Here is an 18660-nt window from a genome sequence, read left to right on the forward strand (position 1 = left end):
TCCGAGCATCGAACCGTGGACATCCTGACGACGGATCAGCGGCACTTTCGTATCGTCCGGCCGGTCCTCGACGGGCACGAGTCCGCGTACCGGCTTGTGCCGTTCGACGCCTGCATGGCAATCAGCTGCGGCGCGGGAGGTCAGGTGTCAGTCGCTGCCCACCTGCAGAGTCCACCGTCGCCGTCGGGCAGGCCGGGAACGTAGACCTCGGAGTCGAACCGCGGCCGGTAGCTCAGCTCCCGGGTGGCGTTCGTGTAGTCGAACATCCCGCGGGTGTTGGCCGACACCCCGAAGTACGTGCCGTAGCGGACGTCGGCGGCCAGCGCGGCACGCACCAGCTGGTGTAGGTCGCCCGGCGCCAGCCAGCCGATCGTCGTCCCCAGGTCGCCAGGTTCGGGCACGCAGCCGCCGAGGCGCAGGCAGATGACCGCCGGACCGCCGGCGTCGGCGACCATCCGGCCGTACGCCTCCGCGAACGCTTTGCTCGACCCGTACCGGCAGCACGGCCGCACCGGCCACGACGGGTCCACCACCGGACCGCCCGGTTGCACGTAACCGCCCATCGCGTGCACCGAACTGGCCAGCACCACCTTGCGCACCCCCGCCGTCGACGCCGTGTCCAGCAGCGTGACTACGGCGTCCACGTTGGGGCCGCGAAGCTCCGGCCAGGCCGCCTCCGGCCGGGGGTTGGCCGCCAGGTGCACGACGGCGTCGACGCCGGCCACCGCTGCGGCCGTGAACGCCGCGTCGGTCAGGTCGCCCACCGCTGTCTCGGCGCCGTCCCAGCCGGTCACCTCGCGGACGTCGACCGCGCGCAGCGTGAGCCCGTCGACCCCGTCGAGGCCGGGCCGGAGCTGCTGGGCGACCCTGCCGGCCGCGCCGGTGACGAGCACGGTGGTCATCGGACCTCTCCACGGGACGGGTGGGTCTGACGATACCGGGAGTGCCCAAGTGCCCGGGGTGGCCGCTCAACGAGGGCCTTCGACACACCATGGCATTGAACTCTGATGTTGAAGATTGCGTGCATTATGTGGGAGAGTTACGCATATGTTGCATGAGGTGAAGCCCTGTTCGGATGCCCGATGCTGATTCGCCGTATTGAGACCTTCGTGCTCAAGCTCAACGCCGACGAGGCGTATCTCGGTGCCCTGCGTGACGGCGCCACCATCGGTCCGGAGTACACGGTTCGCGAGCCTTGGCGCAGCCTGTACTCGTCGCGGTTCGAGACGCTGCTGGTCAAGGTGACGGCGGAGGACGGCACCGCCGGCTGGGGCGAGGCGCTGGCGCCGGTCGCGCCGGAGGTGCCCGCCGCCATCGTCGATCGCCTGCTTGCCCCGGTCCTGCGCGGCATGGACGCCCGGCGGCCGCGGCCGGCCTGGTCGAAGCTGCGCGACCTCATGCGAGAGCGCGGCCACCTGGTCGGGCACCAGGCCGACGCTCTGGCCGCCGTCGACATCGCGCTCTGGGACCTCGCCGGCCGGCTGGCCGGTCGCCCGGTCGCCGAGCTGCTCGGTGGCGCGTTCCGCGACCACGTCCCCGTCTACGTCTCCGGGCTGCCGCGCACCACCGACGACGAGCGGGCCGCGCTGGCCGCCGACTGGGTCGGCCGGGGCGCCACCGCGGTGAAGCTGCACCTGGGCCACGGCGTTGCCGCCGATCTGGCCACCGTCGACGCCGTGCGCGCCGCCGCGCCGGCGCTGCGGGTCGCCGTCGACGCGCACTGGGTCTACGACGTGCCCGACGCGCTGCGGCTGGCGGACGGGCTGGCCGAACGTGGCGGATGGTTCCTCGAGGCGCCGTTGGCGCCGGAGGACGTCGCCGGCCACGCCGAGCTGGTCCGGCAGGCCCGCCTGCCGATCGCCGTCGGGGAGGCGCTGCGCAACCGGTACGAGTTCGGGCAGTGGCTCGACGCCCGCGCGCTGCGGGTGGCGCAACCCGACGTCGCGCGGACCGGGATCACCGAGGCGGTGGTCGTCGCCGAGCTCGCGGCCGCCCGGCAGGTGCCGGTGGCGCCGCACCACTCGACCGGGCTCGCGGTGGCACTCGCCGCGGGCCTGCACGTCAGCGCCGCCGTGGAGCACCTGGCCGTGTTCGAGTACCAGCCCACATCGGTCGACGTCGGCCAACGCCTCCTCCAGCACGCGCTGGCGGTCCACCCCGGTGCCTTCGCACTTCCCACCGGGCCGGGGCTCGGGGTCGACGTCGACGAGGAAGCCGTCCGTAAGCTCGCCGATGAATCAGGAGCCGTATGAGCCACACCGTCCACGGCCTCGTGCCGATCCTCGCCACCCCGTTCGGACCCGACGGTTCGCTGGACCGGTCCGGCCTTCGCCGGCTGGTCGAGTTCCAGTTGGCCAGCGGCGTCGACGGGATCGCCGTCTTCGGCATGGCCAGCGAGGGGTTCGCGCTGACCGCCGCGGAGCGCCGGCTGATCCTGGGAGACGTCGTCGCCGCGGCGGCCGCGAGCGTCCCCGTCGTGGCGGGCGTGAACGGTACCTCCACCACCACCGCCCTCGAGCAGGCGGGCGAGGCCGCCGACGGCGGCGCCCGGGCGCTCATGGTGCTGCCACCGTTCATGGTCAAGCCGAGCCCTGACCAGCTGGTGGAGTTCTACGGCCGGCTCGGCGAGTTCGCGCATGGGGCGGGCGTCGAGGTGATGGTCCAGGACGCGCCCGGAGCCACCGGCGTCTCGATGTCGCCGGCACTGATCGTCGAGCTGAGCAAGCTGGACGGGGTCACGTCGGTCAAGGTCGAGTCGCCGCCGACGGTGCCCAAGGTCGGCGCCGTCGTCGACGCCGTCGGCGACGAGGACGACTTCGCGGTGCTCGGCGGGCAGAACGCCCAGTTCGTGCTCGACGAGTACGCACGCGGCTCGATCGGCACCATGCCGGCCTGCGAGTTCCCGGACCTGCTGGCGCCGATCCTGGCCGACTGGACGGCCGGGCGCACCGCGGTGGCCCGGGAGGCGTTCAGCCGGCTGCTGCCGCTCATCGTGCACGGCCTGCAGCAGGGGATCGCCTGGGCGGTGCACAAGGAGGTCCTGGTGCACCGCGGCATCATCGACCACGCGACGGTGCGGCTTCCGGCCAAGCCGTTGGACGCCGGCGGCCGGGCGCTGCTCGATGAGATCCTGGAGGTCCTGGGTATCGCCCGTGGCGACCAGCGCGGGGAGGGGTGAGGACGTGAAGGTGGCGATCGTCGGCGCGTCCACCCCCATCGGCACCGCGATCGCGGAGCGCTTCGCCGCCGACGGCGGGAGCGTGGTGGGCATCTCCCTGGAACCGGCCGGCAGCCCGGTGCTGGCCGCGGACCTGACGGCCGACTGCGCCGTGCCCGCCGCCGCGCAAGCCGCGGTCGAGGACGCCGTGCGCGTGCTGGGCGGACTGGACGCGCTGGTGCCGGCCGCCGGGGTCATGCCCGTGGCTCCGGCGCACCGCACCACCGACGAGCAGTGGCGCCGCGCCCTGGCCGGCTGCCTGGACACGTTCTTCTACACCGCCCGGGCCGCGCTGCCGCACCTGATCGACGGCGACGGCGGCTCGATCGTCGCGGTGTCGTCGGTCAACGCGTTCCTCGCCGCGCCCTGGGTGCCCGCCTACGCCGCGGCCAAGGGCGGCGTCGACGCGCTGGTCCGTCAGCTCGCTCTCGAGTACGCGGGCCGTGGGGTCCGGGTCAACGCCGTCGCACCGGGCATGGTCACGTTCTCCGGGGTGCCCGACGCGGCCGCTGGCTACCCGATCCGGCGGACCATCGCGGCTGCCGAGGTCGCCGAAGCGGTCGCGTTCCTGGCCGGCCCGGCCGCGTCCGGCATCACCGGCGTGGTCCTGCCGGTCGACGGAGGGCTGTCCATCACTTCCCCGGCGGCGTTCGCCCGAGCCGACCTCAAGGCCCGCCTCGACGACGACAGCGACGGCGACACCTGACCGCCGCGCTTCGCCCACCGGACCTTCCCCCGACCCCTCCGCAGGGTCCCCTCGGGGGCGGTGGGACATGGCGGTGGCGGGCGGTGGCCGGCTGGCGACGGTGTGTCAGCGGCGGGCGCGGACGGCGGCCGCGAGGTCGGACAGCAGGCCCTCGGTCGTCTCCCAGCTCATGCAAGCGTCGGTGACGCTCTGGCCGTAGACCAGGGGCGAGTCGCCGAGATCCTGGCGCCCGGCGACGAGGAAGCTCTCGAGCATGACGCCGGCGATGCCGTGCTGGCCGCCGGCGACCTGGGCGGCGATCTCGCCGGTCACCACGGCCTGGCGCTCGTGGTCCTTGCCGCTGTTGCCGTGGCTGGCGTCGATCACCAGCCGGCCCGGGCGCTCGGCCTTGTGCAGCAGCGTGAGCGCGTCGCGGACGTCGTCGGGGCCGTAGTTGGGCCCGGCGCTGCCGCCGCGGAGGATGACGTGGCAGTCCGGGTTGCCGGCGGTGCTGACGGCGGCGGCCCGGCCGTCGTGGTCGACGCCGAAGAAGACGTGACCGTGGCCGGCCGCCGTGCAGCCGTCGATGGCGGCTTGGACGTCACCGCTGGTCGCGTTCTTGAACCCGACCGGCATGGACAAGCCGGAGGCGAGCTGGCGGTGCACCTGGCTCTCCGGGGTGCGTGCCCCGATGGCGCCCCAGGAGACGGTGTCGGCGATGTACTGCGGGCTGATCGGCTCGAGGAACTCGCAGCCGACCGGCAGCCCGACCCCGAGCACCTCGAACAGCAGCTCGCGGGCGACGCGCAGGCCGCGCTGCACGTCGAAGGTGCCGTCCAGGCCGGGGTCGTTGATGAGGCCCTTCCAGCCCACCGTCGTGCGCGGCTTCTCGAAGTACACCCGCATGACGACGCACAGGTCGTCCCGCAGCGCGTCGGCCACCGGCCTCAGGCGCTGGGCGTAGTCGAGTGCCGCGGCCGGGTCGTGCACCGAACATGGACCGACCACCACCAGCAGCCGGTCGTCGTCGCCGGCCATGATGCGGCGGACCTCCGCGCGGCTGGACCGGACGAGCGCGGCGTGCTCCTCGTCCATCGGCAGCTCTTCGAGCATCCGGGCCGGCGGCAGCAGAGGCTGGAACCCGGTGATGCGCAGGTCGCCGGTGGGGGAGTGGGGCTCGGACATGTGCGGCGTCTCCTTGTCTCAGGTGAGCGGGACGCCCGTGTGGTCACCCGAGCCGGCCCGTCTCATGACGAAGGGCAGAGACGAGTGTCTCTGCCCTGCTGGCTCCGGGTGGGTCGGTCGATCAGCGCGCGGCTCCACCCGGAGCCGGCGCAAAATACCTCGATCGACGAACCACGACGCCGACTATAGCCGATCCCCGCACGATCCCGCCGATGATCAAGGGGAGAGCAGGGCGGCGTGGTAGCCGAGGTTGGACGAGATCTGGTCGGCGTGCTCGATGACGGTCATGCTGAGCTCGGTCTGCCGGGTGGAGACGTTCATGGCCGATAGTGGTCCGGACACCGACAGCGCGGCGACGATGCGCCCGGACCGGCCGCGGATGGGCGCAGCCAGACAGGTCCGGCCGAAGGCCAGCTCCTCCAGCTCGGTGGCGTAGCCCCGCTCGCGGACCTCGGCGAGCGCCTCCAGCAGCGCGTCGACCCCGGCGATTGTGTGCGGGGTGTAGCGGGCGTACTCGCTGCCGATGAGTGAGCAGATCTCTTCCGGCGGCAGCTCGCAGATGAGCGCCTTGCCCAGCGCCGTGGCGTGGAGTGGGCCGCCGCGGCCGATCAGCGTGGACGGCCGTGGAGCGTTCGCGCCTTCGAAGTGGCACAGGTAGAAGAGGCCGGTCTCGTGGCGCTCTGCGACGTTGACGCCGAGGCCCAGCGACGCGGCGAGGTTCTGCGCGAGCTGCCGCGACTGCTGGTGCACCGGCGACTGGTTGAGTCCGATTCCGGCCAGCGTCACCACCCGGGGGCCGACGCCGTACAGCCCGCTGCGGGGGTCGTGACTGAGGAAGCCGAGGTTGACCAACGCGCCCACCAGGCGCGAGACGGTGGACTGGCCCAGGCCGGTGGCAGCCACCAGCTCCGACGTCCGCCGCTCGGGATGCTCCTCGGTGAACGCCGACAGCAGCGACATCGCCCGCTCGACGCTCTGGGTGCCGCCGGCGGACTCACGAGCAGAGACTCGGGACATCGTTCACTCTCCCACCCGACGGGCGATTTCGGAATTCACATCCACATCGTAGATGATGTGATCGTCGATCGCGCGAGGCTCCGGGCCGGGGGCCGCCTGGATCGGCAGGCCGCCGGCTGAGATGCTTGACACGTGGCAACATATGCGTAACCTACTCACATACTGAATGCAACCTCCATTCAGTGCATGGAGGCATGGTGGCAGTCACGCACAGCACATCCAACCGGACGGCAGGAGAACCTCGCCGGCTGGGCGACGGCGCGTTCGCGCTGGTCCTGACGCTGCCCGGGTTCGCACTGCTCGCTGCCGTCGTCCTGTACCCGTTGATCGCGGCGCTGGTGACGGCGTTCTTCGAGCAGAGCCTTGTGCTGCCGGGCCGCGAGTTCGTCGGCTTCGACAATCTGCGCGACGTCTTCCAGGACGACTTCTGGCAGCTGCTCCGGCAGACCCTTGTGTTCACGGCCGGCAGCACCATCCTGCCGTTCGTCATTGGGTTCGGCTTGGCGCTGGCGTTGAACACCGGCATCCGCGGCCAGCGCGTCTTCCGCGGCCTGCTGCTGGTGCCGTGGCTGGTGCCCGGCGTCGTGGTGTCGTTCCTCTGGATGTGGATCTTCAACGCGAACTACGGCGTGCTGAACGGGGTCTTGGAGAACATCGGCCTGCTGGACTCCCCGCAGGCCTGGCTCGCCGACCCGGGTCAGGCGTCGGCAGCGGTGATCATCGCCAAGACCTGGCAGAGCTTCCCGTGGATCATGGTCATGCTGCTGGCGGCGCTGCAGACGGTGCCGGTGGAGCTGCACGAGGCCGCGGAGGTGGATGGCGCCGGTGCGGTGCGGCGGTTCTTCGCCATCACGGTGCCGCACCTGAAGGGCATCATCGGCATCGTCCTGCTGCTGGAGCTGATCTGGAACTTCCAGCACTTCGACATCATCTACGTCATGACCGGCGGCGGTCCGGCCGGCAGCACCCAGACGTTCGCCACGGCCGTCTACGAGACCGCCTTCAAGGGCTTCGACCTCGGCCACGCCGGCGCGATCGGGCTGCTCTGGATGCTCATCCTGATGGTCTTCGTCGTGGTCTACGTGCGTTACTCGGAGAGGGGCGAGGAGAAGTGACGGCGACGCCGGTCGTGACCGAGCTGCCTCCGGCCGAGGCGTCCGCGCCGCCGGCAGCCCGCCGTCGGCGGTCCCGGCCGGGACGGCTGGCGGCCTGGGCCGTCGTCGTGGTGTTCGGCGGCTTCGGACTGCTGCCCGCGTACTGGATGCTGGTCACCTCGCTGACCCCGCGTGAGCAGGCCTTCAGCTACCCGCCGTCGCTGATTCCGGACTCGCTGACGCTGGACAACGTGGCCAGCCTGGGCGACAACCCCGACCTGTTCCGCTACCTGACCAACAGCATCGTCGTATCGGTCATCACGGCGGTCCTCAGCGTCATCGTGTCCGCGTACATGGGCTACTCGTTCTCCAAGTTCCGCTACCGGGGACGCCGCTCGCTCATGTACCTCGTGCTGTCGTCCCAGATGTTCCCGCAGGCGCTCATGCTCGTGACGCTCTACGCCGTCTTCAGCGCCTACGGCCTGCTGAACTCCTACGCCGCGCTGGTGCTGTCGTTCACGACGTTCACGCTGCCGCTGTGCGTGTGGATGCTGAAGGGCTTCTTCGACACGATCCCGGACTCCCTGGTCGAAGCGGCCCGGGTGGACGGCGCGTCGCGGCTGCGCATCATCCACGCGATCGTGCTGCCGCTGTCGGCGCCGGGTCTCGTGGCGGCCGGGCTGTTCGCGTTCGTCCGCGGCTGGAACGACTTCATCTTCGCTCTCACCCTGGCCGGCCCGGACAAGCAGACACTGCCGCCAGGCCTGGTGAACAGCTACCTCGGCGAGGCGAGCGCTGCCTGGCCGGAACTGATGGCCGCCTCGCTGATGGCGTCCATCCCGGTGGTGATCGCGTTCATCGCCGCTCAGCGGTACCTCGTCGGCGGTATCACCGTCGGCGCCATCAAAGGCTGACTACCAGGACAACCATGGAGGTTGACCGTGACCGGTACAGTGACCCGCCGCGACCTGCTCAGGCTCATGGGCGTGGGCGCCGGAGCGTTCGGCATCGGAGGGTTGGTGGCGTGCGCGCCGTCGGCCGACAATGACGACGACGACTCCGGCGGCACCAGCGAGACCGGCGACGCCGCCCAGGACTTCTCCTTCGCATCGTGGAGCCTGGCCGACGACGCCTCGAAGGCGGAGATCCAGAAGCTGATGGACGCGTTCGCCTCGGCCAACGACGTCTCGGTCTCCGGCGTGCCCTACGCCTACAACGACTATCTGAACCAACTCACGCTGCAGGTCCAGGGCGGGCAGTTCACCGGTGCGGCGCAGCTGGACATCGCCTGGCTCGCCGCGCTCTCCGCGCTCGGCAAGCTGCGCGATCTCGGCTCCGTCGCCGAGGGCGTCGACTACACCGAGTCGGGGCTGCTGTCCGGCCAGGTCGACGGCGTCCAGTACGGCCTGCCGTGGACGACGGCCGCCATCGGCCTGATCGCCAACCGGGAGCACCTCGACCAGGTCGGCGTCACCGAGCCGCCGGCCACGCTCGCGGACTTCGAGGCCGTGCTGACCGAGCTCAAGGGGGCCGGCTTCATCCCCTACGCCGCGTCCACCAAGGTCGCGCAGCTCAAGGACATCCTCATCTGGATGGAGACGTTCGGCAGCCCACTGATCGACGGCGACCAGGTCACCATCGGCGACGACGCCAGCATCGAGGCCGTCACCTGGTACAAGAAGCTCTACGACCAGGGCCTCATCGCACCTGACGTCGAGCGCCTCGACGCGCGCAACCTGTTCAGTCAGGGTCGCGCGGCCATGTACGACGATGCCATCGTGGGCAAGGCGTTCGTGGTCGGCGAGTCGCCGGACCCGGAGCTGCTGAGCAAGCTGACGGCACTGCCGCGCCCGGTCCTGGCCGCCGGTGACACGCCTCGCGCGGTCCAGTGGGGCCACGCCATCGTCGTCGTCGACGGCGAAGGCGCGGACACGGCCGCCGAGTTCGCCAAGTTCGTCACCTCGGACGAGGAGCTCGTCCTCGGCTACTTCGAGGCGCTGGGCCTGCCGCCCACCACTGATACCGCCCTGGCGTCGGACACGGTGCAGAACGACCCGTTCACCGCGGAGTTCGGCGAGCGCATCACCGCCACGGCCACCCCGAACCCGTTCTGGCGGTTCCCGCAGTACGCCCAGATGGAGACCGCGGTCGCCGAGCAGGTCCAGGCCGTCCTCACCGGTGCTTCCTCGCCCGCCGACGCGATGCGGGCCGCCGGCGAGGCAGTCCAGGGTCTCGTCTGAGGGCCCGCGAGGATGCCGATGTCAACCTCGCTCGGGCGGGACCGCCTGCTCGCGGCGTCGGCCACGCGCCGGCGATTCCTGACGTTGACCGGCGCGTCCGCTGCCGCCGCCCTGAGCCCGTGGCTCCTGGGTATCGCGAGCGGCAGCGACGGGCCGGCCACGCCACGACCCAGCGGCTACCCGTTCGCCCTGGGCGTCGCCTCCGGTGACCCGTTGCCCACCGCCGTCGTCATCTGGACCCGGCTCGTCGTCGATCCGCTGGCCCCGTTCGGCGGCATGGACTACCTGCGGATGCCGGTCGAGTGGCAGGTCGCCGAGGACGAGAACTTCCGCCGGGTCGTCCGCAGCGGTTCGGTACAGGCCGTGCCGGAGTGGGCACACAGCGTCCACGTCGACGTCACCGGCTTGCGGCCGGCCCGGCAGTACTTCTACCGGTTCCGGTGCGGGCGCGAGGTCAGCCCCGTCGGGCGGACCCGTACCGCACCCGCGGCCAATGCGTCGCTGGACAGGTTCTCGTTCGCGTTCGTCTCCTGCCAGTCGTGGACCTCGGGCTACTACACCGCGTACGCGGACCTGGCGCGGTACGACTACGAGCTGGTCGTGCATCTGGGCGACTACCTGTACGAGTACGGAGCCCGGCCGGAGGTGGCCCGGCAGGCCGAGCTGCCCACCCACCTGAGATACCCGACGCTGGGCGAGACGTGGAGCCTGGACCAATACCGGGACCAGTACGCGCTGTTCAAGGCCGACCCCGACCTGCAGGCCGCGCACGCGGCCGCACCCTGGATCACCACCATCGACGACCACGAGGTCGCGGACAACTGGGCCGACGAGGCCGCCTACGACGGCGAACCGTGGGAGACGTTCCTGATCCGGCGGGCGAACGCGTTCCGGGCCCACTGGGAGCACATGCCGATGCGGGTGCCGAAGCCGGTCGGGCCGGACCTCCCGCTGTACCGCCGGTTCACCTTCGGCGACCTGATGGAGTTGAACATCCTGGACACGCGGCAGTACCGGTCGCCGATAGTCGCCCAGGCCAGCCCCGAGTGGCAGGACCCGGACAGGAGCATCACCGGCGCCGAGCAGGAGGCCTGGCTGCTGGACGGGATGGGCGCGTCGACGGCGCGATGGAACGTCATCGGCCAGCAGAACGCCATCGCGCAGCTGGACTCCAGGGCGGGCGCGGGCCAGACGTTCGGGATGGACCGCTGGGACGGCTACCCGGCCTCGCGGGCGCGGGTGCTCGGCGGCATCCACGAGCGCGGTGTCGGGAACGTGATCTCCATCGGGGGTGACCTGCACCGCAGCATCGCCTCGGACCTCGCACTCGACGCCGGCGATCCGGGCGCCCCGCTGGTGGCCGCGGAGTTCGTCGGCACGTCCATCTCCTCCGGCGGTGACGGAGTCGACATCGACGCCGCCGGGCAGCGCACTCTCGCCGAGAACCCGCACGTCAAGTACGTGAACGTGCAACGCGGCTACGTCGGCTGCACCGTGACGCCGGACCTGTGGCGGTCGGACTACCGGGTGGTCGAGTACATCACCCGGCCCGGGGCGCCGGCGTCCACCCGCACCAGCCTGGTCGTCGAAGACGGCCGGCCGGGCATCCAGGCCGGATGAGGAGGAGACCACCATGCGTACCAGCACGGTCGTCGCGACGGCCGCCGTCTCGATGCTGGTGTCGGCCGGTGTCGCACACCAGACCGGCGCACTCCCGGGACAGGCCGACGAGGCTCGCCCGTCCGCCGCGCCGGTCGAGTTGGCCGTGGCGCCGCAGCAGCTCGAGGTGCTGGCCGGCTTGCCGTGCCTGCCGCACCCGGCGATGAACGTCAGCCTGACCAACCAAGGCGCGGAGCCGGTGTTCGCCGACTCCTTCCTGACGGCGGACGAACCCCTCGAGCTGTCCCGGCCGTCGTTCTCGAGCTACCTCCCGCCCGGCCAGGAGGTGTCAGTGCCATTCGTGGTCACCGCGCCGCACGGCACCGCGCCCGGTACCTACGAGGTGACCGGCGAGCTGCTCCAGCGGCTGCCCCGGGGCGACACCGTCACCGCCCGGGTAGAGGTGACGGCGCCGCCGCCGAAGACGCCGGGCAGCAACGTGCTGCTCGGCGAGCGCGCGACGCCGTCGTCCAGCTATGTGACGGCGTCGACGGCGTTCAACCCGTGCGGCGCCGTCGACGGCGACCGCACCTGGTCGCACGCCACGGCCTGGAACTCCGCGAACAGCGGCGTGTTCCCGAGCACCTACGAGGTGACGCTGCCCGAGCCGCGGACGATGAACCGGGTCGACCTCTACACCAGCCAGTCGGCCAGCTCCACTCCGGAGCGGCACGGGCTGCGCGACTGGGACGTGGAGGTGCTGGTCAACGGCTCCTGGCGGACGGTCGCGCAGGTGCGAGGCAACACCCAGCTGGTGGTCAGCTCCGTGTTCGAGCCGGTCGAGACGACGGCGCTGCGGGTGGTCGCGCTCGCCTCGAACGACGGCAAGTACGCCCGGATCGCCGAGCTCGAGGCCTACTACGACGTCCCGGAGCAGCCATGACCGACGGTTCGACGACACTGCGCCCGACCGAGGGGGTCGCCGAAACCGCCGGATGGCGGCGGCTGGCCGGCGCCGCTGCGCGCTGGGCCAACGGCGATGAGGCCGGCGGCGATGAGGCCGGCACCGTCCGGGCCACCGCCACCGACGAGGAGCCCGATGCCTACCTGCTCGGGCCGGACCTGGCCGAGCTGACCGGCGACTATCGGGTGAGCATGCGCATCAAGATCACGGCGCCGGAGCGGGGCCGTCCGGCCAGCTCGGTCGACCTGCTGCTCAACGCGGTGGACCTGGACACCTGCTACCTCTCCCGGTTCCGGGTGCGCAACGGAGTGCGTTATCTGACGCTGGTCAAGCGGGTGGCCGGGGTCGAGGAGAACCTCGTCGACGACATCTGGACGTGCGACTTCGACCGATGGCTGGACGTGTTTGTCGCGCTGGTCGGCGGCCGCTTCGAGGTGTCGGTCGACGGCCGCATGCTGGTGTCGGTCGCCGAGTTCGACCGGCTCACCGGCGGTGCCGTGGGTCTCGGCGTCAGTGACGCCGAGGCGAGCTTCGGCGCGATCGAGGTGACGGCGGTGGGCGCCGCCGCTGGGACAGCGCCGCCGCCCACCGCCGGTACGCCGCGGGTGAGCGGACCGGAGCTGTCGCGGCGAGACCTCGGCGCCATCGAGGGCGACGCGTACCGGGTGGAGTTCACCGAGGTCACCCGCCGGACCGGGACCACCTGTCAGGCGTCTGTGCACGTTCGCGACGACGACGGCTGGGTCCTCGCCGGCGACGGCGACCAGTGGGTAGTGCTGACCGGAGACGCCGGCAGCCGGCGCGACCTGCATGCGTCGTTGGCCGAGCACTGGGTGGCCTTCGCCGGCGTGGACGTCGTCGACACGCACCGTGCGGTGCTGCGGGCGGCGGCCGACGACGCGTTCGACTTCGCCATCACCTGGGACGTCTCCGAGGCGCACCCGCGGGTCGGCCTCGAGCTGACGCCGAAGCGCGACGGCCGGTACGTCGTCGGGTACCGGGCGTTCGGTGCCCGGCCGCACGCCGACGTCGACGAGGTGCTGTGCGGCCCGCTCCAGCACGGCCGCATGGTCCGCGGCCCGGAGTCGATCGGCCTGTCCGAGCTGACCGCGCCGTTCAGCCTGCGCCAGCACACCGAGGCGGGACGGCCTATGACGGTGGGCGTGTTCGTGCCTCCCGACGAGCTGCCGTTCGTGTACGAGCCGTCCCTGGGCGACGACGACCAGCCGCTGGGGATGAGCCTGCGTGGCGACGACGGCGACGTGCAGCCGGTGCTCTACGCGCCGCAGTACGGGCAGCGGGCCGCGATGACGGCCGGTGTCACCTACCGGTTCGGGCTCGGCGTCGTGGCCGCGCGGACCGAGCTGTTCGAGGTCTACCGCGAGCTGCTGCGCACGGTGTACGACTACGGCCGGTACCGCCAGAACGTGTTCGGCGCCACCCTCACCGACACCGCGCACAACCTGATCGACCTGCTCGCCACGGGACCGGACGAGGACGACTCCGTCGAGTTCCGCGGATCCCCGAGCGGGTGGTGGAGCCGGGCCAAGGGCTACATCGACATCGAGAACCACCGCACCGTCCGGGCCACCACCACCTCGGTGCTGCTCAGCGCCCACCTGCTGACCGGCGACGATCAGCTCTACGGCGCCCGGGCGCGGCCGATCCTGGAGTTCCACGCCTCACGCAACGGCTACGGCTGGACACCGGAGCGCGGCTTCACGGTCTACGGCGACCCGGCCAAGCACCGTGTCTGCGCCACCCCCTTCGGCGCGCCCGCGCTGGCGCCGCTGGCGGCGATGACCCGGGGGCGCGTGCCGGCGCTGCGGCGGCTGGCGACGGACCGGCTCGACGACGAGGATTACTGGCTCAAACGCGCCCCGATGAGCACGCCGCTCGCGGCCTACCGGCTGACAGGCGACCCGGCGCTGCTGCGCCGCACGGAGGAGCTGGCCCGCGAGTACGTCGACAGCCCTGAGCCGGACGCCGTCGACCCCCACGACTTCCAGAACTACTACGTCAAGTCCTGGGTCGACCTGCTGGAGCTGTACGAGGAGACCGGCGACAAGACCTACCTGGACGCGGCCTACCGGGAGGCCAAGCGCTACGTCACCCAGGTCTTCGTGCGGCCGGTACCTGACGGAACGATCACCGTGCCGAACGAGCCGGCCGTCGTGGACCACCAGATCGAGCTGGCCGGCTGGTGGGAGCCCGACGAGCTGTACCGGTACCCGAAGACCGACCTCGGCTCGGACGAGGTGCCCCGCTGGGTGGTGTCGCCGAACGGCATGAGCTTCGAGGCGCTGACCACCTACCGGTTCAACGGGTTCTCGATGAACCCGGCGTGGGCGCCGTTCCTGCTCCGGCTGGCCGCGTACACCGGCGACGACCTGCTGCGCGACGTCGCGCACAACGCCATCGTCGGCCGCTACACGAACTACCCGGGCTACTACTTCCGGCAGTTCTCGGTGAACCACCTCAAGCCGCGGTTCCCCTACGAGGGGCCGTTCTGGAACACGACCATCTACTACCACCACGCACCCGCCCAGCTGGGGATGACGCTGGACTACCTGCTGGCCGAGCACCAGACCCGCTCCGCCGGCAACATCGAGTTCCCCTCCGAGTTCGAGCAGAACTACGTCTGGTTCGCCTACCGGGTGTACGGACACCGGCCCGGCCGGTTCTACGGGCACGACGGCGCCTGGCCGTGGCTGCCCAGGGGACTGGTGTCCACCGGGAACGACCAGGTCAACTGGGTCGCCGCGGAGGCCGGTGACCGCGTCTTCGTCAGCCTCACCAGCGAGTCCGGCGCCGCCGAGCTGGTGCGGCTGCGGCTGGACCCCGCGTTGGTGCCGATGGAGTCCGGACGTCCCTACCGGGCCACGGTGATCCGTGACAACGGCGCACCGACCGAGACCTGGATGACCGACCACGCGCTGGACACGACGGTGTCGGCGCACGGCATCACCGCCGTGGTCGTGCACGACGTCGGGCCGATCCGGGTCGCGACGCACACCGAGCCGCCGTCCACGACGGCGCCGGAACGGTCGTACCACCTCGACGACACCACGCCGATCGGAGCCGTCTGGGGGATGGTCATCGTCGCGCCGGACAACAGCCGGTACGACGCCTTCGTGCAGGCCGCGACCGACCAGCCGGCGACGCTGTACTGGTCGACCGACGGCGGCGCGACCTACCAGCACAGCACCCGTGACGTGCTGCCGAACGAGTGGACCGTCACCGTGTCCGACCTCACCGCACCGCTGACCTACTACGTCGAGGCCGGGGGTGTCCGCACCGACCCGGTCGAGTTGGCCTGGATCGGCTGAGCGCCCCGCCGGACCTGAGATCCGCGAACGTGTCCAACGCCTGGAGGAGATTCCATGACAGTGCACGGTGCCCGGATTCATCGTCGTTCGTTCCTCGCCCTGGCCGGGGCAGGCGCCGCCGGGCTGGCGGCACCCGCCCTGTCCGCCGCGGGCGCCTCGGCCGACCAGGGCCGGGTCTTCCTGCACAGTGACCGGCTCCGGGTCCACTGGGCCCGCGACGCCGGAGGCTGGACCACCGAGTCGATCCACGTGCGGGCCGACCAGGGCTGGCGGCAGGCGTTCGCGCCGGCCGGCGGCTACGGCGTCCTGATGCACGGCGACGACGCGGCGCCGGACCGCGAGGCGGTGCGCCGGGCGCAGGCCGGCCGGTACCTTCAGCTGCGCGCCCGTGACGCCGTCGCCGACGGCGATACCGTCCGGTTCGGCTGCGAGCACCCCAGCGGGACGCTGAGCGCGGACTGGAGCCTCGACCCGGAGTTCGGCCAGGACCTGCTGGTCACGGTGACCTGGACGCCGCGGCGGGCCGGCTGGTACAGCCTGCCCAGCCCGACCCTTGCCACCGTCGGCGAGGACGACCTGGCCTGGGGCGTCGTGCCCGGCTACTGGTCGTCGTCGACGGCCGCGACCGACGCGGAGCTGAGCCGCCGCTACAACCTCGGCGTTCCGGCGGTGCCGCTGCTGGCCGAGGAGCGCAGCACCACCAGCCTGGTCGCGGCCGTGCAGAGCGCCGCCGACGGCGCCACGCTCGCCGTCGCGGCCGACTCGGCGCTGGCCCGCGACCCGTGGCCGACCGACCGCAGCGAGCACACGGCCTGGCAGGTGGGCACGTCGCTGCGCGACCTGGGCGGCGCGCTGACCCCGACGCTGTTCTCGCCGGTGCTGGGCCAGCGCGGCTCCTGGCTGGAGGCCGGGCAGCCGGTCAGTGCGGCGTTCCGGTACGTGCTGGTGGCCGGCGGTTGGGCCGACGTCACCGACCACGTGACGCGCGACGTGTACCAGCTGCCGCGGCGGCAGGAGCTGGCCCGCAACGTCGACTCGCTGTCGCACCGTATCCACCGCATGCACGACTTCCTGGTGACGCCGGAGTCGCAGTGGCACACCTGGACCTACGAGGGGCTGACGCTGGGCGCGGAGAGCGGCAAGCTGTCCGACGTCGGCGCCATGTGGATGATGACGCGGCTCACCGACGACCCTGTCTTCCGGCACGAGCGGCTGCCCTACGCGCGCAACTTCAAGCTGGCCCAGCAGCAGACCGCCGACGGGCCGTTCCGCGGCGCCGCACTCGGCGAGTACTTCCGCGACGGCCAGTGGATCAGCGAGATCGTCTGGGCGAACCTGGTCGGCTCGCTCGGGCCGGACTACGTCTCGCCGATCTTCACGACGTTCTACACGCTGGCCGACGACGGCAACATCGCGCTGTTCGACCCCGACGACGCGGAGATCCGCGAGCGGCTGCGGCTGGGCGCGGAGCGGCTGCTGGAGTGGCAGCACGACGACGGCAGCTTCGACATCGGCTACCTGCGCGACCAGCCGGACCAGGTCAAGTACCCGGAGCTGCCGGACCTGCGCGCCACCTGGTACGGGTTCGTCGCCGCCTACCGGGTGCTCGGCGACCAGCGCTACCTCGACGCCGCGAAGCGCGGCGCGGACTGGTTCATCGAGCACGCCGTCGCCACCGGCGACTTCCTCGGCGTCTGTGACGACGCCCGGCTGATCCGCGACTTCCAGGTGATCTTCGCCGCGCAGGCGCTGCTCGACCTGTACGAGGTGACCGAGGATGAGCGCTACCGCGACGCCGCGGTCGAGGCGGCCACGTTCTACACGCTGCACATCTTCGACCACCCGATCGCCACCGACGAGCCGAAGACGTTCAACGGCGGCCCGGTCGAGGACTGGCAGCTCGGCCAGTCCGGGCTCCCGTTCGAGCACGCCGGGTTCCACGGCAGCGTCAACGGTGTCGGGCCGATCACGCTGGCCAGCCACGCCGGCGCGTTCGTTCGGTTCCACGAGCTGACCGGCCGGCAGCTCTTCCTCGACCTGGCCCGGGCCGCCGCCCGGGGCAGGGACGAGTGGGTCGGCGAGCAGAGCGGCATCCCGTCGTACTACTGGTCGGCCGGCAACGGCGGGTCCAGCGTCTTCCCGTGGCACGGCTGGTGGCACATGGGCTGGCTGATGGACTATGTGCTTGCGGAGTCGCACTTGCGCAGCGGCGGCGAGATCGCGTTCCCGCACGGCTTCTGCACCGCCAAGGTCGGCTCGCACCGGCCCTACGGGTTCGCCGCCGGCACGATCTTCGGCCACGACGTCCAGCTGTGGATGCCGCGTCCGCTGGTGACCGTCGACGACCCTGAGGTCGACTGGCTGACGGCCCGCTCCGTCGACGGCGGCCGGCTGTTCGTCGTCGCCGTGAACGAGTCGCCGGAACCGACGACGGCGACGGTGCGGCTGGACCCGCGCAGCCTGGTCGCCGGGCAGCGGGCCACCTGGGGCGACACGCAGGTGCTCGCCGGTGACGCGGCCGCCGGGCCGGAGGACGGCGCGTGGACGGTCGAGCTGCCCGGCCTCGGCGTCGCGGTGTTCGCCGTCGACGCGACCCTGGACGCCGACCCCGAGGGCCCGCGGCTGCGCGGCTTCGACCTCACCGGCTCCGAGACGGAGCTGCGGGTGAGCTGGGCGTACTGGGCCTCCGTCACCACCTGGGCGCAGTGGCGGGTGGGCGGCGGCGACTGGACGGACACCCCGCGCCAGGAGGGCTATTCGCTCACCGCGACGATCGACCTGCGTGACGTGACGGCGCCGGCGACGGTGGAGGTGCGGGTCGCCGCGGAGCAGCCGAACGGCGTCGGATACTCCGAGCCGCTGCGCTGGCCGGTCCCGCGACTCGGCCAGAACATCGCGCTCGGCCGCCCGGTCGAGGTGAGCTCGACCTACGCGCCGCAGTACGTCGGCGCGAACCTGGTCGACGGCGACCGCACCTCCACCGCCAGCAGGTGGCTGTCCGCCGTCGACGACGAGCAGCCCACGGCGACCTTCACGCTGGCTGAGACCACCACGCCGAAGCTGCTCCGGCTCTACACCGGCACGCTGGACCGGCAGGTCGTCGTGGCCTGGACGGTGCAGGCACGCACCGCAACCGGCTGGGTCGACGTGGGGGCGGTGGCCGACAACACCTCGCTGCGCCGCGACGTCTGGCTCGACCCGGTCGCCACCGACCACGTCCGGCTGGTGGTCACCGAGCGCTCCCGCGACTCGATCGACGTCGCCCGAATCTTCGAAATCGAGATCTACGACGACGCGGAGGTCGCACCGTGACCGGAGGACGCAGGTTCA

13 protein-coding genes are annotated in these 18660 nt (G+C 71.7%); 10 read left to right on the forward strand and 3 right to left on the reverse strand.

The window, feature by feature from the left end; all coding sequences use genetic code 11:
- Positions 1 to 140: 140 nt before the first annotated feature.
- On the reverse strand, positions 141 to 902 hold the full coding sequence (locus tag E1269_RS02765; protein WP_131890844.1) for an NAD-dependent epimerase/dehydratase family protein: 762 nt from the start codon (positions 900 to 902) through the stop codon (positions 141 to 143).
- Positions 903 to 1082: 180 nt separating this feature from the next.
- Between E1269_RS02765 and E1269_RS02770 the strand changes: the two genes are divergently transcribed.
- Genes E1269_RS02770 through E1269_RS02780 form a run of 3 tightly spaced genes read left to right on the forward strand, consistent with a single transcriptional unit; the run spans position 1083 to position 3923 of the window.
- Positions 1083 to 2252, forward strand: coding sequence for a mandelate racemase/muconate lactonizing enzyme family protein (locus tag E1269_RS02770; RefSeq protein WP_131890847.1), 1170 nt, complete (start codon positions 1083 to 1085; stop codon positions 2250 to 2252).
- A complete protein-coding gene (locus E1269_RS02775; RefSeq protein ID WP_131890850.1) occupies positions 2249 to 3178 on the forward strand; it encodes a dihydrodipicolinate synthase family protein in 930 nt (309 codons plus the stop codon). The genes E1269_RS02770 and E1269_RS02775 overlap by 4 nt, the downstream gene beginning before the upstream one ends.
- Before the next feature lie 4 nt (positions 3179 to 3182).
- Positions 3183 to 3923, forward strand: coding sequence for an SDR family NAD(P)-dependent oxidoreductase (locus E1269_RS02780; RefSeq protein ID WP_203432800.1), 741 nt, complete (start codon positions 3183 to 3185; stop codon positions 3921 to 3923).
- 105 nt (positions 3924 to 4028) lie between these two features.
- Here E1269_RS02780 and E1269_RS02785 read toward each other — a convergent pair whose 3' ends face one another.
- Entirely contained in the window at positions 4029 to 5087 is a 1059-nt protein-coding gene (locus tag E1269_RS02785) for a 3-deoxy-7-phosphoheptulonate synthase (RefSeq protein WP_131890855.1), read from the reverse strand.
- A 216-nt stretch (positions 5088 to 5303) separates the two neighbouring features.
- Positions 5304 to 6104: an IclR family transcriptional regulator gene (locus E1269_RS02790; RefSeq protein WP_131890858.1), complete on the reverse strand. Its 801-nt coding sequence runs from the start codon at positions 6102 to 6104 to the stop codon at positions 5304 to 5306.
- Between the two features lie 194 nt (positions 6105 to 6298).
- Here E1269_RS02790 and E1269_RS02795 point away from each other — a divergent pair, with 194 nt between their 5' ends.
- From E1269_RS02795 to E1269_RS02825, 7 genes are read left to right on the forward strand one after another with little or no spacing between them, the layout of a single operon-like run.
- Positions 6299 to 7219, forward strand: coding sequence for a carbohydrate ABC transporter permease (locus E1269_RS02795; protein ID WP_131890860.1), 921 nt, complete (start codon positions 6299 to 6301; stop codon positions 7217 to 7219).
- Entirely contained in the window at positions 7216 to 8112 is an 897-nt protein-coding gene (locus E1269_RS02800) for a carbohydrate ABC transporter permease (protein WP_131890863.1), read from the forward strand. The genes E1269_RS02795 and E1269_RS02800 overlap by 4 nt, the downstream gene beginning before the upstream one ends.
- 27 nt (positions 8113 to 8139) lie before the next feature.
- Positions 8140 to 9438: a sugar ABC transporter substrate-binding protein gene (locus E1269_RS02805; RefSeq protein WP_203432802.1), complete on the forward strand. Its 1299-nt coding sequence runs from the start codon at positions 8140 to 8142 to the stop codon at positions 9436 to 9438.
- Between the two features lie 18 nt (positions 9439 to 9456).
- Entirely contained in the window at positions 9457 to 11058 is a 1602-nt protein-coding gene (locus E1269_RS02810; RefSeq protein ID WP_131890868.1) for an alkaline phosphatase D family protein, read from the forward strand.
- Positions 11059 to 11071: 13 nt separating this feature from the next.
- Complete coding sequence (locus tag E1269_RS02815; protein ID WP_131890871.1) at positions 11072 to 11980, forward strand: discoidin domain-containing protein; 909 nt, start codon at positions 11072 to 11074, stop codon at positions 11978 to 11980.
- On the forward strand, positions 11977 to 15330 hold the full coding sequence (locus E1269_RS02820; protein ID WP_131890874.1) for a hypothetical protein: 3354 nt from the start codon (positions 11977 to 11979) through the stop codon (positions 15328 to 15330). The genes E1269_RS02815 and E1269_RS02820 overlap by 4 nt, the downstream gene beginning before the upstream one ends.
- 54 nt (positions 15331 to 15384) lie before the next feature.
- Complete coding sequence (locus tag E1269_RS02825; protein ID WP_131890877.1) at positions 15385 to 18642, forward strand: discoidin domain-containing protein; 3258 nt, start codon at positions 15385 to 15387, stop codon at positions 18640 to 18642.
- Positions 18643 to 18660: the final 18 nt, after the last annotated feature.

It is taken from the genome of Jiangella asiatica, assembly GCF_004349065.1.
Classification (GTDB): Bacteria; Actinomycetota; Actinomycetes; order Jiangellales; family Jiangellaceae; genus Jiangella; species Jiangella asiatica.